At 70.8% G+C, this 14,020-nt stretch carries 14 protein-coding genes; 9 read left to right on the forward strand and 5 right to left on the reverse strand.

The genetic code is table 11. The features are described 5' to 3' along the window. The first annotated feature begins 39 nt into the window (after positions 1-39). Positions 40-1,218, forward strand: a complete 1,179-nt coding sequence (gene moeZ / locus AB0367_RS02065; RefSeq protein WP_366224298.1) for an adenylyltransferase/sulfurtransferase MoeZ — start codon at positions 40-42, stop codon at positions 1,216-1,218. Positions 1,219-1,259: 41 nt separating this feature from the next. Further along, on the forward strand, positions 1,260-2,057 hold the full coding sequence (locus AB0367_RS02070; protein ID WP_366224299.1) for a squalene--hopene cyclase: 798 nt from the start codon (positions 1,260-1,262) through the stop codon (positions 2,055-2,057). 103 nt (positions 2,058-2,160) lie between these two features. Here the strand turns inward: AB0367_RS02070 and AB0367_RS02075 are convergent, their stop codons facing one another. Then, positions 2,161-2,460, reverse strand: coding sequence for an MGMT family protein (locus AB0367_RS02075; protein WP_366224300.1), 300 nt, complete (start codon positions 2,458-2,460; stop codon positions 2,161-2,163). A gap of 52 nt (positions 2,461-2,512) precedes the next feature. On the opposite strand from AB0367_RS02075, the gene proB reads away from it, so the two are divergent. The 4 genes from proB (at position 2,513) to nuoH (ending at position 5,725) form a co-directional block, all read left to right on the forward strand. Beyond that, positions 2,513-3,613: a glutamate 5-kinase gene (proB, locus tag AB0367_RS02080; RefSeq protein WP_366224301.1), complete on the forward strand. Its 1,101-nt coding sequence runs from the start codon at positions 2,513-2,515 to the stop codon at positions 3,611-3,613. A gap of 62 nt (positions 3,614-3,675) precedes the next feature. Further along, on the forward strand, positions 3,676-4,185 hold the full coding sequence (locus AB0367_RS02085; protein ID WP_366224302.1) for an NADH-quinone oxidoreductase subunit B family protein: 510 nt from the start codon (positions 3,676-3,678) through the stop codon (positions 4,183-4,185). Next, positions 4,182-4,754 (forward strand): NADH-quinone oxidoreductase subunit C, encoded by a 573-nt coding sequence (locus AB0367_RS02090; protein ID WP_366224303.1) that lies wholly within the window; start codon positions 4,182-4,184, stop codon positions 4,752-4,754. The genes AB0367_RS02085 and AB0367_RS02090 overlap by 4 nt, the downstream gene beginning before the upstream one ends. After that, positions 4,754-5,725, forward strand: coding sequence for an NADH-quinone oxidoreductase subunit NuoH (nuoH, locus tag AB0367_RS02095; RefSeq protein WP_366224304.1), 972 nt, complete (start codon positions 4,754-4,756; stop codon positions 5,723-5,725). Before AB0367_RS02090 ends, nuoH begins: the two co-directional genes overlap by 1 nt. Here the strand turns inward: nuoH and AB0367_RS02100 are convergent. Together AB0367_RS02100 and AB0367_RS02105 are read right to left on the reverse strand one after the other, a co-directional pair. Continuing rightward, the gene (locus AB0367_RS02100) at positions 5,691-7,109 is read right to left on the reverse strand and encodes an aminotransferase class V-fold PLP-dependent enzyme (protein WP_366224305.1); all 1,419 of its coding nucleotides are present in this window, start codon (positions 7,107-7,109) and stop codon (positions 5,691-5,693) included. The genes nuoH and AB0367_RS02100 overlap by 35 nt on opposite strands. Further along, complete coding sequence (locus tag AB0367_RS02105) at positions 7,109-8,455, reverse strand: MFS transporter (protein WP_366224306.1); 1,347 nt, start codon at positions 8,453-8,455, stop codon at positions 7,109-7,111. The genes AB0367_RS02100 and AB0367_RS02105 overlap by 1 nt, the downstream gene beginning before the upstream one ends. On the opposite strand from AB0367_RS02105, the gene AB0367_RS02110 reads away from it, so the two are divergent. Next, positions 8,454-9,896 (forward strand): gamma-glutamyltransferase, encoded by a 1,443-nt coding sequence (locus AB0367_RS02110; protein WP_366224307.1) that lies wholly within the window; start codon positions 8,454-8,456, stop codon positions 9,894-9,896. The genes AB0367_RS02105 and AB0367_RS02110 overlap by 2 nt on opposite strands. Positions 9,897-9,927: 31 nt before the next feature. Here the strand turns inward: AB0367_RS02110 and AB0367_RS02115 are convergent, their stop codons facing one another. After that, positions 9,928-10,383: a hypothetical protein gene (locus AB0367_RS02115; RefSeq protein WP_366224308.1), complete on the reverse strand. Its 456-nt coding sequence runs from the start codon at positions 10,381-10,383 to the stop codon at positions 9,928-9,930. 153 nt (positions 10,384-10,536) lie between these two features. Here AB0367_RS02115 and AB0367_RS02120 point away from each other — a divergent pair, with 153 nt between their 5' ends. Next, the gene (locus AB0367_RS02120; RefSeq protein ID WP_366224309.1) at positions 10,537-11,352 is read left to right on the forward strand and encodes an MBL fold metallo-hydrolase; all 816 of its coding nucleotides are present in this window, start codon (positions 10,537-10,539) and stop codon (positions 11,350-11,352) included. A gap of 141 nt (positions 11,353-11,493) precedes the next feature. Then, entirely contained in the window at positions 11,494-12,054 is a 561-nt protein-coding gene (locus tag AB0367_RS02125; RefSeq protein ID WP_366224310.1) for a hypothetical protein, read from the forward strand. A gap of 848 nt (positions 12,055-12,902) precedes the next feature. On the opposite strand, the gene AB0367_RS02130 is transcribed toward AB0367_RS02125, so the two are convergent. Then, on the reverse strand, positions 12,903-13,433 hold the full coding sequence (locus AB0367_RS02130; protein WP_366224311.1) for a GNAT family N-acetyltransferase: 531 nt from the start codon (positions 13,431-13,433) through the stop codon (positions 12,903-12,905). Positions 13,434-14,020 lie beyond the last annotated feature (587 nt).

Raw genomic sequence — 14,020 nt, forward strand, 5'->3', positions numbered from 1 at the left:
CACGTGGGTTTGGCACCCGGGCGCGGCAGAATGAGAACCATGTCGTTGCCTCCTCTGGTCGAGCCCGCCTCCGACCTGTCGGTGGACGAAGTCCGCCGCTATTCGCGCCATCTGATCATTCCCGACGTCGGGGTGGCCGGGCAGAAGCGACTCAAGAACGCCAAGGTGCTCTGTGTGGGCGCGGGCGGCCTCGGATCGCCGGCCCTTTTGTATCTCGCGGCCGCCGGTGTCGGCACGCTCGGCATCATCGAGTTCGACACGGTGGACGAGTCCAACCTGCAGCGCCAGATCATCCACGGCCAGTCGGACATCGGCCGGCCCAAGGCGGAGTCGGCGCGCGACTCGGTGCGCGAGATCAACCCGTATGTCAACGTCGTGCTGCACAACGAGGCGCTCAGCAACGACAACGTGCTGGAGATCTTCGCGCAGTATGACCTCATCCTCGACGGCACCGACAACTTCGCGACGCGGTACATGGTCAACGACGCCGCGGTGCTGCTCGGCAAGCCGTATGTCTGGGGCTCGATCTACCGCTTCGACGGCCAGGCCTCGGTCTTCTGGGCCGAGCACGGCCCCTGCTACCGCTGCCTCTACCCGGAGCCGCCCCCGCCCGGCATGGTCCCGTCGTGCGCCGAGGGCGGCGTCCTGGGCGTGCTGTGCGGGTCGATCGGCACGATCCAGGTGACCGAGGCGATCAAGCTCCTCACCGGCGTGGGTGAGCCGCTGCTGGGCAGCCTCATGGTGTATGACGCGCTGGAGATGACCTACCGCAAGATCAAGCTGCGCAAGGACCCGAACTGCGCGATCTGCGGTGAGAACCCGACCGTCACCGGCCTCATCGACTACGACGACTTCTGCGGCGCCGTGTCAGACGAGGCCCAGGCCGCGACCATCGGCTCGACGATCACCGCGGCCGAGCTCAAGGAGTGGCAGGACTCGGGCAAGCCGATCGAGCTCATCGACGTGCGCGAGCCGGCCGAGTGGGAGATCGTCCGGGTGCCCGGCGCGCGGCTCGTGCCGAAGGGCGAGTTCCTCAACGGCAACGCGCTGGCCGAGCTGCCTCAGGACAAGCAGATCGTTCTGTACTGCAAGAGCGGCGTCCGCTCCGCGGAGGCCCTCGCCGCCGTCAAGGCGGCCGGCTTCAAGGATGCCGTACACGTGCAGGGTGGCGTGGTCTCCTGGGTGAAGACCGTCGATCCGTCGCTGCCGGTGTACTAACGGAGCACGAGGGGAGGCGGGCGCGCGGTAGCGTACGGCCCATGGTGGACCTTGATGCCGCGATCGGCTACGTCGTCGCTCACGGCGACGCCGTGGACCGCGCCCGCCTCGCCTGGCTGCGCACCGGTCAGGCACCCCCGGCCGACGTGCTGGAGAAGGCCGAGACGGGCCAGGCGTCCAGCGGCGGCTGGCCCGCCTACTGGGGCGCGCCCGTGGCCTCGGTCGACGCGACCTGCTTCCGCCTCGCCGAGCTCGACGACCTCGGCGCGATCGACCGCCCCGCGGCCCGCGAGGCCCTGCGCTGGCTGGGCCGCAGCCAGCGCCCTGACGGCATGTGGGAAGAGGACGAGTCGCTGGCCGGCATCGCCCCGCCGTGGGCCCAGCCCGGCGACGACGAGGCCCGCCTCTACCTGACCACGAGCGCGGCCTTCTGGCTGATCGTCGGCGGCTCGGCCCCCGGCGACGAGGAGGAGCACGCCGCCCGCATCGCCCGCGCAGCCGAGGCGTTCCGCGCCTCGCTGCGCCCCGACGGCAGCTGGCCGTCCTTTCTGGTCACCGGCTGGCTGGGCTGCGCCGTGCTCTACCACTTGGGCTGGTTCTACGAGTCGGCACGGATCCAGGTGGCGCTGGCCGACCGTGTCCCCAGCATGTCCGCCGCGGACACAGCCCTGCTGTTCGCCTCCCTGCGCCGCGTCGGCATGTCGACGGAGGACTGGCTGCTGACCGCGGCGCGCCGCCGCCTGTCCGAGACACAGCGCAGCGACGGCGGCTGGACCAGCGACGACGGCGACCGGTTCAACGTCCACACGACGCTGACCGCGATCCGCGCGCTGCGCTGAGCCACCCGTCGTCGCCTCGGGCATCCCCGTCTCGGACGAATCAGACCAGTCGTGATGAAGTCCGACAAGTCATGGCTCGTTCGCAGGCGGGGATCGGATCCCCCTACGACTCGTCCGGCCACCACGCGGCGCTGCGCATGTCGATCTTCTCACCGCGCAGCGGCGTCCCCTCGCTACGATGCCGGCGCAGCGCCTCCATCTCGTGCCCGGGAACCAGCCGCCCGTTGGAGGCCACCACACGGTGCCAAGGCACGCCCCCGCCGTAGTGGGCCATCACCGTCCCCACCTGCCGTGGTCCGCCGCGACCCAGGTATTCGGCGATCGCGCCATACGACATCACCCGGCCCGGCGGGATGCGCTCCACGAGGTCGAGGACCATCTCCGCGTACTCGTCGTCGGCCACGATATGGGAACCTACCGCGCCGCGCCACAGGGCACGCGGCAAGATAGGCGGCGTGCGCGAACAGGTCACCGAGGCTCGACGCATCGTCGTCAAGGTCGGGTCGTCGTCGCTGACCACCGCAACCGGGGGTCTCGACGAGGGCCGGGTCGAGGCATTGGTCGAGGCGTTGGTCAGCACGCCCGCCGAGGTGGTGCTGGTTTCGTCAGGCGCGATCGCCGCCGGGCTCGCCCCCCTTGGGCTACCGCGCCGGCCGCGCGACCTGGCGACCCAGCAGGCCGCCGCGAGCGTCGGCCAGGGGCTGCTGATGCGCGCGTACAACGACGCCTTCGCCCGGCACGGCCGCGTGGTCGGCCAGGTGCTGCTGACCGTGGACGACGTGACCCGCCGGGCGCACTACCGCAACGCGTATCGCACGCTGCGCCGCCTGCTGGACCTCAAGGCGATCCCGATCGTGAACGAGAACGACACGGTCGCGACCGAGGAGATCCGCTTCGGCGACAACGACCGGCTCGCCGCACTGGTCGCCGCGCTCGTGCACGCCGACCTGCTCGTTCTGCTGTCGGACGTCGCCGGCCTGTACACCGGCGACCCGTCCCTGCCGACCTCGCGCGCGATCAGCGACGTGCGCACGTTCGGCGATCTCGAGGGCGTCGACGTCCGCCGCCCCGGCAAGGCCGGCGTCGGCACCGGCGGCATGGTCACCAAGGTCGAGGCCGCGCGGATCGCCACCACCAACGGCATCCCGGTCGTGCTGGCCTCGGCCCCGCACGCCGCGGAGGTCCTCGGCGGCCAGCCGGTCGGCACGCTGTTCCACCGCCAGCGCGAGCGGCCTCAGGCCCGGCTGTTCTGGCTCGCGCACGCGACCACCGCCCGCGGCCGGCTCCACCTGGACGCGGGCGCGGTCCGCGCGGTCGTCGCCGGCCACGCGTCGCTGCTGCCCGCAGGGATCACCTCGGTCGACGGGCGGTTCGCCGCCGGCGACCCGGTCGACCTCGTCGACGTGGCCGGCGTGCCGATCGCCCGGGGCCTGGTCAACTACGACGCCGCCGAGCTCCCGCCGCTGCTGGGCCGCTCGACGGGCGACCTCGCCGCCGAGCTCGGCCCCGCATACGAGCGGGAGGTCGTACACCGCGACGACCTGGTCCTGCTGTAGGACCCACCGCACCGCCGTCGTCGCCCGGTACGGATGAAAGCTCAGGCGAGTAGGCTGACGACATGTCGGGAGTGCTGGGTGAGCCGATCAAGTTCGTGCTCAACTGGGGGCGGCGCTACTCGCTGTGGGTGTTCAACTTCGGGCTCGCCTGCTGCGCGATCGAGTTCATCGCCACCTCCATGGGGCGCCACGACTTCATGCGCCTCGGCGTCATCCCGTTCGCCCACGGGCCGCGGCAGGCCGACCTCATGGTCGTGTCCGGGACGGTCACCGACAAGATGGCGCCCGCGATCAAGCGGCTCTACGACCAGATGCCCGAGCCGAAGTACGTCATCAGCTTCGGGGCCTGCAGCAACTGCGGCGGGCCCTACTGGGACTCGTATTCGGTGACGAAGGGCGTCGACCAGATCATCCCCGTGGACGTGTACGTCCCGGGTTGCCCGCCGCGGCCGGAGGCGCTGCTGCACGGCATCATGCGGCTGCAGGAGAAGATCGCCGGGGAGCAGGCCGGGCTCGGCGGCACGCCCCGGCCCGACGTGCGGGCGCTGACCGCACCGCTGGTGAAGCCGTGAACCCGGCCGAGGTCGGCGAACGGCTGGTCGGGGCGCTCGGAGCCGGTGAGGCGTCGCTGAGTGGCGGCGGGCGGTTCGCCCGGGCGACCGTCGACGTGCCGGCGGAGCGCTGGGCCGAGGCGATCCGCACCGCCCGCGACGAGCTGGGCTGCGACTTCTTCGACTGGCTGTCCGCCGTCGACGAGCTGCCCGGCGGGTTCACGATCGTGGCGCACCTGTGGTCGACCGGTCAGCGGCACGGCCTGCTCGTGCGCACGGCGCTGCCGCGGGACGAGCCCGCGCTCGCGTCCGTCGTCGCGTTGTTCCCGGGCGCGGCCTGGCACGAGCGCGAGACCCACGAGATGTTCGGCATCGCGTTCGAAGGGCATCCCGGCCTCGCGGCGCTGCTGCTGCCCCCGGAGTTCGAGGGGCACCCGCTGCGCAAGGAGTTCGTGCTCGCCTCGCGCGTGGCCAAGCCCTGGCCGGGTGCCAAGGAGCCGGGCGAGAGCGAGCACACAGCGGGCAAGCGCGCGCCCATGCGCCCGCCCGGCGTGCCGGACCCCGACGAGTGGCCAGGAGGGCGCGGCTGATGCCGGTCTGGCTGGAGCTGGTGATCCGCGTCCTGGCGGTCGTCGTCGCGTTCCTCACCCTGCCGCTCATCGTCGGCCAGGCCGAACACAAGGTGATGGCGCACATGCAGGGGCGCCTCGGGCCGATGTACGCCGGCGCGTTCCACGGCTGGGCGCAGCTCGTCGCAGATGGCGTGAAGTTCTTGCAGAAGGAGGACATCACCCCGCGGGCGGCCGACCGGCCGGTGTTCCGGCTCGCCCCGGTGATCTCCCTCCTGCCGTACCTGGTCGTCCTGCTGGTCATCCCGCTCGGCCCGCACGGGCTGGTGGCCCAGTCGCTGGACATCGGGCTGTTCTTCGTGCTCGCCGTGGTCGGCGTCGGCGTGGTCGCGGTGCTCATGGCCGCGTGGGCCAGCGCGAACAAGTACGCGCTGCTCGGCGGCCTGCGCGCCGCGGCACAGCTGCTCGGCTACGAGCTGCCGTTCATCCTCGCCGCGCTCTCGGTCGCGATGGCGGCGGGCACGCTGTCGCTGTCCGGGATCGTCGAGGCGTGGCGGCCATGGTGGCTGATCTGGCAGCTGCCGGCGATGCTCGTGTTCTTCATCGCCGGGCTGGCCGAGATCCGCCGGCCGCCGTTCGACATGCCGATCGCCGACTCCGAGCTCGTGTTCGGCTACATGACCGAGTACACCGGCCTGCGCTTCGCGTTCTTCCTGCTCGCCGAGTATGTCGGCATCGTCGTCATCGCGGCGCTGACCACCGTGCTCTTCCTGGGCGGCTGGAAGGGGCCGTTCGGCCTCGACGAGCAGCTCGGCTGGGCCTGGACCCTGATCAAGGTCTTCGCCGTGTCGTTCGTGGTGATCTGGGTGCGGGTCTCCTACCCGCGGCTGCGCGAGGACCAGCTGCAGCGGCTGTGCTGGCTGGTCCTGGTGCCCGTCGCGCTGGGCCAGCTCGTGCTCACGGCCGCGGTGAAGGTCGCTGCAGGAGACTGAGAAAAGCCACAAGCAACTTTTCTCGTACCGCGGGATCCGCCGCGTCCAGCAGCGAGTTCACGACGGCCATGCGCTCCGGCAGCCCCCCGCCCGAGCCGAACCCCAGCGCGCCGGCCAGCTGCTCGACCGGGGCCGTCCCCAGCAGGTCGAGGATGCCCGGCGGCAGCTCGACCGGGCCGTGCTCGCGCGCCGCGGCCACCGACGCGGACAGGTCGGCCTCGAACTCCGCGACGCGGGGCGCCACGGCGGCGGTGACGGTCAGGTGCACGGAGGCCGGGATGTCGCCGTGCCGGAACTGGGGCTGGGTGTGCCAGCCGCGGGCGGCCAGCTCGTCGGCGAGCACGAAGAGGTTGATCGCCGAGGACATGAAGGCGACGACCGTCGACTCCCGCGGTACGACATGAAGGTCTTGGATCTTGGAAACGGCGTCGGCGATCGCCGCGGTGGCGTCGCGCGTCTTCGCCGCCAGCGCCAGGTAGCCGTCGTCGCCGATGTGGCGCAGCGTCGCCCACGCCGCCGCGATCGGGCCGCCCGAGCGGGTCGAGGAGATGACCGGGTTGACCATGGTGTACCCGGGCCAGTCGGCGTAGCCGAAGTACTGCGACGCGCGCAGCCGCTCGTCCCGGTGCAGCAGGACCGAGACGCCCTTGGGCGCGTACGCGTACTTGTGCAGGTCGACCGAGATGCTCGTGACCCCGGGGACGGACAGGTCGAACGGCGGGACGGGCTCGCCGAGGCGGCGCAGGTAGGGCAGCGTCCAGCCGCCGAAGCACGCGTCAACGTGGCAGCGCACGCCCGCGGCCGCGGCCGCCGCCGCGATCGGCTCGACCGGGTCGAGCAGCCCGTGGGCGTACGACGGCGCGGAGCAGGCGACGAGGACCGTATCCGGGGTGATCGCCGCGGCCACCGCAGCCGGGTCGACACGCAGCGTGACCGGGTCCACCGGGACGGTGTCGAGCGCCACACGCAGATACGCGGCGGCCTTGGCCAGCGCGGCGTGCGCGGTGACCGGCATGACCAGGCGCGGGGCGGCGACGTCCGGGCGGCCGTCGCGGGCCGCCTTCACCGCGAGGATGAGCGACTCGGTGCCCCCGCTCGTCACGCTGCCGACCGTGCGCTCGTCCCCGCCCAGGACCTGCGCGGCCGCGCCGACGAGATCGTTCTCCATCGCCAGCAGCGACGGGAATGCGGTCGGGTCGAGCCCGTTGACGTGCGCCGACATGGCGTGCGCCGCGGCGGCGAGCTCGTCGAGGCCGGCCAGGCCCGGGTCGTAGACGTAGGCGAACAGCCGGCCGCCGTGCGTCGGCAGGTCGCCGCCGCGCATGGCCCGCAGCTCCGCCAGGACCTCCTCGGCCGGCACACCGTGCTCCGGTAGCGCACCCATCAGACCTCCGTCGGCAGTCGCTCTTCGTCGCGGCGCAGTCGCGCCTCGTCCAGGTCGTAGCCCCGCAGCGTGAACAGCGCCAATGCCATGACGACGGCGGGCACGACGGTGAAGCCGAGCAGCACGCCGAGCCGCGCCGTGTCGGTCTGCGCGGCGGCGGTGCCCGAGTCGCTGGAGACGTATCCGAACGCGGCCAGGATCAGCGCGAAGATGCCCGGGCCGAGCGCGAGTCCGAACGTCTCGCCGGCCGTCCACAGCCCGGTGAACACGCCCGCCTGGCGCCGGCCCGTGCGCGCGGCGTCGTAGGCGATGCAGTCGGGCAGCATGGACAGGCCGAAGACCTGCTGGCCGGCGTAGCCGCAGCCGACCAGGCCGGTGATCACGTACGTCGCGACCGCGGGCAGGAACGGCGCCAGCGCGATGAGCGCGGCGGCCGCGGCGAAGAGGAGCGAGGCCAGGACATACGCGCGCAGCTTGCCGATCCGGGCGCCGACCCGCGACCACACCGGCATCACCAGCAGCGCCGGCCCGACGAAGCAGGCGAACAGCGCAGTGGCACCGGTGTCCGGGTCCCGCAGGATCTGGGTGGCGAAGTAGCTCACCCCGGCCAGCATCGTGGCGATGCCGGCCGCCTGGACGATGAAGCAGATCAGCAGCCGGGTGAACGCGCGGTTGTCCCGCGCCGTGCGCAGCTGCCGCCCGAGGCTGGACTCGCTCTCCAGGACCCGGCCCGTCGGGGCGCCGCGGGTGCCGAAGAAGGATCCGGCGGTACCGACGAGGATCAGGATCGCGACGAAGACACCCATCGCCCGGTAGCCGGGGACCCCGCCGCCGAACTGCTTGGTCACCATCGGGGCCAGGGCGCCGGAGACCAGGATCGCGACCGCGAGCAGCGCGACCCGCCAGGTCATGAGCCGGGTCCGCTCGGCGTAGTCGTCGGTCATCTCGGCCGGCATCGCCACATACGGAACCTGGTAGAACGCGAATGCGGTGGCGGTGGCGAGGAAGACCACGGCCACGTAGACGCCGCTGCGCACCGGCGCGGCGAAGATCGCGGCGAACAGCACGGCGACCGCGAGACCCCCGCCGAGCAGGAAAGGCCGCCGGGCGCCCCACCTGCTGCGAGTACGATCGGAAATCCGCCCGGCAACCGGGTTGATCAGCACATCCCACGCCTTCGGCGCCAGCACCAGCAGCCCGGCGATCCCGGCCGCGACGCCCAGGGTGTCGGTGAGATAGGGCAGGAGCAGCAGACCGGGCACGGTGCCGAAGGCTCCCGTGACCAGCGAGCCGAGCGCGTATCCGGCCCGAACGCGACCGGGCAGTGACTCCGACGGGTGATCCATGGTTCACGGATGCTACCGCGAGTTTTCTTCATGGAAAGGCCCTGATCCGAAGATCCCGGCGGGCGTCGCCGCGGGCCATCCCGCCACCGCCGAGGTAGGCCTGCGCACCCTCGAGGCCGGCGGCTCCGCCGCGGACGCTGGTGTGGCCGCCATGCTGGCCGCGTGCGTCGCCGAGAGCGTGCTGTCCGGCATCGCCGGCGGCGGTTTCGCGACGTACCACGAAGCCGCGACCGGCACCACGACGTGCCTGGACTTCTTCTGCGCGGTGCCGGGCCTGGACGCCACCCGCCCCGCCGCCCCCATGGAGCCCATCGCGGTCACCTTCGGCAGCGTGCCGCAGCGGTTCGAGATCGGCGCCTCAAGCGTCGGCGTCCCCGGCGTCCCCGCGGGCTGCGGCGCCCTGCACCGCCGCTGGGGCCGCCTGCCGTGGCGGCACGTCGTGGACCCGGCCCGGTCGCTGGCCCGCAGCGGCACCCTGCTGCCGCACGCGCACGCCGCGACCCTGGCCGCCTTGCGCGCGGCGATGCTGCCCGGCTTCGGAGCGCGGGTGTACGCCCCGACCGGCCGCCTCCTGGCCGGCGGCGACCTGCTGTACCACCCGGGCCTGTCCACGGCCCTGAGCATCCTGTCCGACGAGGGCCCGAGCGCTTTCTACACAGGCGCCATCGCCGAGCAGACGGTGGCCACGGTGCAGTCCGGCGGCGGCATCCTGACCCTTACCGATCTCGCGTCGTACCGCGTCGTGTCCCAACCCGTGGCGGCAGCCTCCCTGGCCGGCCGGACGGTGCTGGCACGGCGCGATTTGAACGGGTTTATCGCGACATTAGGTGTTCTTAGCGATTTGGCGGACCTGCCACGACCGGCACGGGCGGTCGCTCTGGCGAACGCCCTGCGCTCGGATGCCCCTCAACGCCTGGGCGACACCACGAACATCACGGTGGTGGACCCCGAGGGCAACGCCTGCGTGATCACCCTGACCCTCGGCATAGGTTCCGGGGTCTGGCTGGACGACCTGGGCATCCACCTGAACTCCATGCTTGGCGAGGGCGAGCTGATCCGACCCGGCACGAACCCAGGCGACCGCATGGCCTCGTGCATGTGCCCCACGGTGGTGACCGCCCCGGACGGCCGACTGTTCCTGGCCATAGGATCGGCCGGCGCCACCAGAATCCGCACGGCCCTGCTCCACACGTTGATCAACACTCTGATCGACGGCACCGCCACGGCGACCGCGATCCACCGCCCGAGATTCCACGTGGTGTCGGATGTGGTGCACGCTGAGCCCGGCTATCCGGACGACGAGCTGGAGGCCTTGTCGGAGGCCGGCTACGAACTCCAGCAGTGGGACCACCTGGACCACTACTTCGGCGGCGTGAGCGCGGTAGGCACGTCCGGCGCCGCCGGCGACCCAAGAAGAGGCGGCACCGGCCGCCACCTGTGACCCCCTGTCCGGACTGTCTGCTTCGCAAGGTTCAGTCCAAGCAGTGGGCGTGTACGGCGATGTGTTGCAGTTGCGGGCCGCCTGTGGAGCGGTGCAGCACATCCAGCTCGACACGGTGATGATCGTTCGAGACCGGGTCGTTGGCTCCACCGGCGAGACAGCTCGGGTAGGTCGAACCGGCGTGGAACGTCCCAGTGGCATCTTGCCATTCATCCGCGACGATCGAGTAGATGACGTCACCCTCGAGCGGGTCGCGCCGTTCCCCATCGGCTTGGAAGGCAATGAGTCTGGTCTGTGCGTTCGACCATGTCACGGTCCCGACGAGCCGTTCAGTCCGTGCCACGTGTGGATCGTCCGCCAGCCACACACCGCCTGCGCCGAGGACAACTCCGGCGGCGAGTAGTCCGATCACCGCCACGACTCGCCGTCTACGCGGCGAGCCCGGCGTTTGCACGGGGGGAATCGAATCGCCGACCGTCGTTTCCATGCGAGCAGGTTACGCACCTGATGGGCACCGCAGCAGCGCGGCGTAGCTCTCCCTGGGCGCGTCAGTCCGCACGGTCGACCGGGGCCTACCCGGCAAGCGCGTGCTCGTGCCTGCCGCAGGTGCGAAGACCGGCCGCGAGGGTATGGGGAAATCGTGCCGGACATCCTCACAGCGCTGCCGCCGGACGCGTGCGCCGCCACCGTCCTTGGCGGCCCGACCGTCCTCCTCGCCCTCGGCGGCCTGCGCATCGTCAGCGACCCCACGTTCGACCCGATCGGCCAGCACGGGTACCTCACCAAGACCATCGCACCCGTCGCGACCGAGGAGCAGGTCGGCGCGGTCGACGTCGTCCTGGTCAGCCACCAGGAGCACCCGGACAACCTCGACGATCGCGGCCGAGCCTTCGCGCTGGCCGCACCGCTGGTGCTGGCCGGTCCCCGGTCGGCGGAGAAGCTCGGCTCCCCGGCCGTCGGGCTGGCCCCCTGGACCGAGCGCTCGCTGCCCCGCCCGGACGGCGGCGGCGAGCTGACAGTGCTCGCGGTCCCGGCCGTCCACGGCCCCGAGGACGGCGAACGCGACCCCTTCGGCAACGTCAACTGCGAGGTCATCGGGTTCGTCCTGTCGGGGCAGGACCTGCCCACCGTCTACATCAGCGGCGACAACGCCTCGATCCGCACCGTGGCCGAGATCGCCCGCCGCGCGCCGGCCGTCGACGTCGCTGTGCTGCACGCCGGGGCGGCCCGGGTGCCGGCGAAGTTCGGCGGACGCCCCCTCACCATGGACAGCCGCCGCGCCGCAGCCGCAGCCGCCGTGCTCGGCGCCGACGTTGTCGTCCCGGCCCACTACGACGGATGGGCCCACTTCTCCGAGGGCCGCGACGACCTCGAGGTGGCCTTCCAAGAGGCCGGCCTCTCGTCGCTGCTGTTCGCCACCGAGCACGGCTCCTGGACGCCGCTGCGCCGCGGCTGAGCCGAGGGCATTCGCTCGACGGAAGCCCCTGCTCGGCGACGTCCCCTGTCCACCCGCGCCAGCGCAGCATCAAGCCGGTGCCTCCGGCGGGCCGACCGGAAACCGAAAACCCGGCGTATGCGTCATACCTTCATGACTCGAGTGCGCGACGCCGTTGTCACTCTGATCTGCCTGATGATCCTGGTCCCGCTGCTGGTGCTATCGACAGCGGTTGCCGGGCTCAATCCCCGGCACCGGTCCGGCATCCCACTGTCCGCAGTGGAGCTTCCCTTCCTCGACAGACCGCATTCGGCCGGTACCCGCCAACCGGCTTTGGACGAAGTAACCGACGCGCTAATCACGATGAAGGACACCGGTTGGGTCGAGGATTTCGGTGGCCAAGATGGTCGGATCTACATCGTGACCAGCCGGTTGAGCTCCTCCCCGCTATCCGATCTCGGTCACCGATTCGGTGGCGAAACGGTCGGTGTGATCTACAGTCCATTTGCGAGCCGGCCCAGTCTGGATAAGCAGGGCGACGACTCCACCACCGAGACATGGTGGCAGCGCGCGGATCCTCTGGGCACCTGGGTCACGCTGATGTTCGGCTTTCCCTGGCAGCTCGGCGCCGCACTGCTGCTGACCGTGATCGTGTGGGGGTTCGTCCTGCGCCGGCGCCGCAGAAGGCCGGTACCAGAACCGCAGCCAGCCGCTGCCTCTTAACCAAGAGCTCGCCTCCGGGTCGTAGGGCCTCCGGCCCTACGACCCGGATCCGGCCTCCGCCACCGAAGCCGGGGGAGTGGGGCTGGCTACACCTCACGGGTGCGACGGTGGCTGCCGGCCAAGGCTGGAGCAACGACGACCAGGTGACCGAGCACCGTGGCCTGAAGCACCGGCCAAGACGCAACCTGGGGCTCCAGCCACCACCCGATCCCAGTGATCATGGCGCCAAACTTTTGTCGCGCATTCGTCGCGTCGGGCGAGATCCAGCCGTTCCGGCTGAGAGGCAGTGAGACCTAAGCGTGACCGTGTCACGGGCCTCTTTTGCAAGGCCACGCTGCTTCCGCAGGTCGGCGACCCGCGCTCCGAACGCGCGTTACTTCTCGGCGATCACAGATGCATCGGCCCCTTTCCGGATTCGGCCTGCATGAACGTGACGTCAATGCCGCTCAGGTACTGCTGCCGCTCGGCCAGGAAGTGCTTGGTGTGTGGCTGCTGCTCGTGGAAGTCGAACGCCGCGGTCGGCGTACAGCTCGTAGAACACGCGCGTCAGTGGCTCGTCCGGCACGGAGTGCACCACGTACGCCAACGTGTCCGGTTCGTGCCGCTCAATTTCGGGCGTCGTTCGCGACACCAGGTCATCGAACCCCTTTGCGGCCTTTTCGTCGTGGAGGCGGAAGTGGACGATGAGTGCGAATCCCCTGCTCATTGCCTTCCTCTCTGTAGCTTTCGCGACGGATTTGCAGAGCGTGCAACGATAATGGCCTGCGCAAAGCCTCTAACCTGCCGTTTCGTTCCGGCGATCCGCCGTTGGTCGCAGAGCCGCCCACGATCCGCCGACTGCCCACGAATCATTCGGGCGCTTCGCTGACCTGGTCGACGAAGCCGAGGCGGCGGTTCATCGCGATCGCGGACGCGTTGAGCGGGTGGTGCAACGTGATGACCCGCCGGTATCCCGACGAGCGTACGAAGCGGATGCCGAGGAGCTTCAGCGCCAGCGACAGACCCTGGCTGCGGTAGGGCGCGAGCACGCCAGTCATCTCGTTGAACGCATATCCCTCGGTCGGGTTCAATGATGTCGCGGACATGCCGATCCACTCGCCATCGCGAACCGCGAGCACGACTGCGCTCGGGTGGAAGCTTGGCACCTCGATGCGCTTCGCCACGTACTCGTCGTACGTGTGGAATGCTCCCCGCTGCGGGATATCGGCCGAGCACGTCTTGTTGAGCTCGTACAACGCCCTGCGGTGGTCGGCCGTGTCGCCGAGCTCGGCGAACGTCGTGAACTCGATACCCGACTCGCGTGCCCTCCGCAGATAAGGCTCGAACTCCCCTTCGTCGAACTCGTCCACGTCCAATTGAAGGCGCACCCAATCCGCCATGATCGAAGCGTATCCCGCCCTCTCGATCACCCCAGCGCTCCTTGAGCAGGACTGCAACGCCGAAACCGAGGCGCCGAGCGACCTCGGTCGGCGGCACACCGGCGTTGAGCCAGAGTGATGCCGCCGCATGGCGTAGGTCGTACGGCCGACGAGCCAGCGGCGAGGCGACCTGTTCGGGAGCCAGCGCCTTGATCCGTGCCATCTGTCACCATCGGTTGGAGATCGAGGATGGCAGCGCCCGCCGTGGATGCCCCGGAAGAGCCGACCATCCTCGGCCACGCCGAACGCCTCGACGGGTGGCGCAACATCGCGACGAGCTGTGGCGGCAGCGGGAAGACCACGCCGCTCGTGGGCTGCGCCGTCATCGGTCCAGTGCGACCGACGTGTGGCGCTGTCTCGGCGAGCACCGCCCTTCCCCAGCCGGTCGCCGGGAGCGTGCCGTCGGAGTGCCGCAGGTCCGCCGCCTCCGAAGGGTGCATGCCCGCGTAGTACAGGCACCCGAAAGGGCGACCACCCGCTCGGCGCGCTTGCCGAAACTTCGGACGGTGTCGAGCAGCGCGGTCCGCTTCCGCTGGAACGTCGTCGCC

This window comes from Dactylosporangium sp. NPDC051484, from assembly GCF_040689395.1.
Classification (GTDB): domain Bacteria; phylum Actinomycetota; class Actinomycetes; order Mycobacteriales; family Micromonosporaceae; genus Dactylosporangium.

What these genes read in the sequence shown, in the direction of transcription:
- moeZ (WP_366224298.1), top strand. Translation starts at nt 40, where the DNA reads ATGTCGTTGCCTCCTCTGGTCGAGCCCGCCTCCGACCTGTCGGTGGAC.
- AB0367_RS02070 (WP_366224299.1), top strand. Translation starts at nt 1,260, where the DNA reads ATGGTGGACCTTGATGCCGCGATCGGCTACGTCGTCGCTCACGGCGAC.
- AB0367_RS02085 (WP_366224302.1), top strand. Translation starts at nt 3,676, where the DNA reads ATGTCGGGAGTGCTGGGTGAGCCGATCAAGTTCGTGCTCAACTGGGGG.
- nuoH (WP_366224304.1), top strand. Translation starts at nt 4,754, where the DNA reads ATGCCGGTCTGGCTGGAGCTGGTGATCCGCGTCCTGGCGGTCGTCGTC.
- AB0367_RS02100 (WP_366224305.1), bottom strand. Translation starts at nt 7,109, where the DNA reads ATGGGTGCGCTACCGGAGCACGGTGTGCCGGCCGAGGAGGTCCTGGCG.
- AB0367_RS02110 (WP_366224307.1), top strand. Translation starts at nt 8,454, where the DNA reads ATGGTTCACGGATGCTACCGCGAGTTTTCTTCATGGAAAGGCCCTGAT.
- AB0367_RS02105 (WP_366224306.1), bottom strand. Translation starts at nt 8,455, where the DNA reads ATGGATCACCCGTCGGAGTCACTGCCCGGTCGCGTTCGGGCCGGATAC.
- AB0367_RS02115 (WP_366224308.1), bottom strand. Translation starts at nt 10,383, where the DNA reads ATGGAAACGACGGTCGGCGATTCGATTCCCCCCGTGCAAACGCCGGGC.
- AB0367_RS02130 (WP_366224311.1), bottom strand. Translation starts at nt 13,433, where the DNA reads ATGGCGGATTGGGTGCGCCTTCAATTGGACGTGGACGAGTTCGACGAA.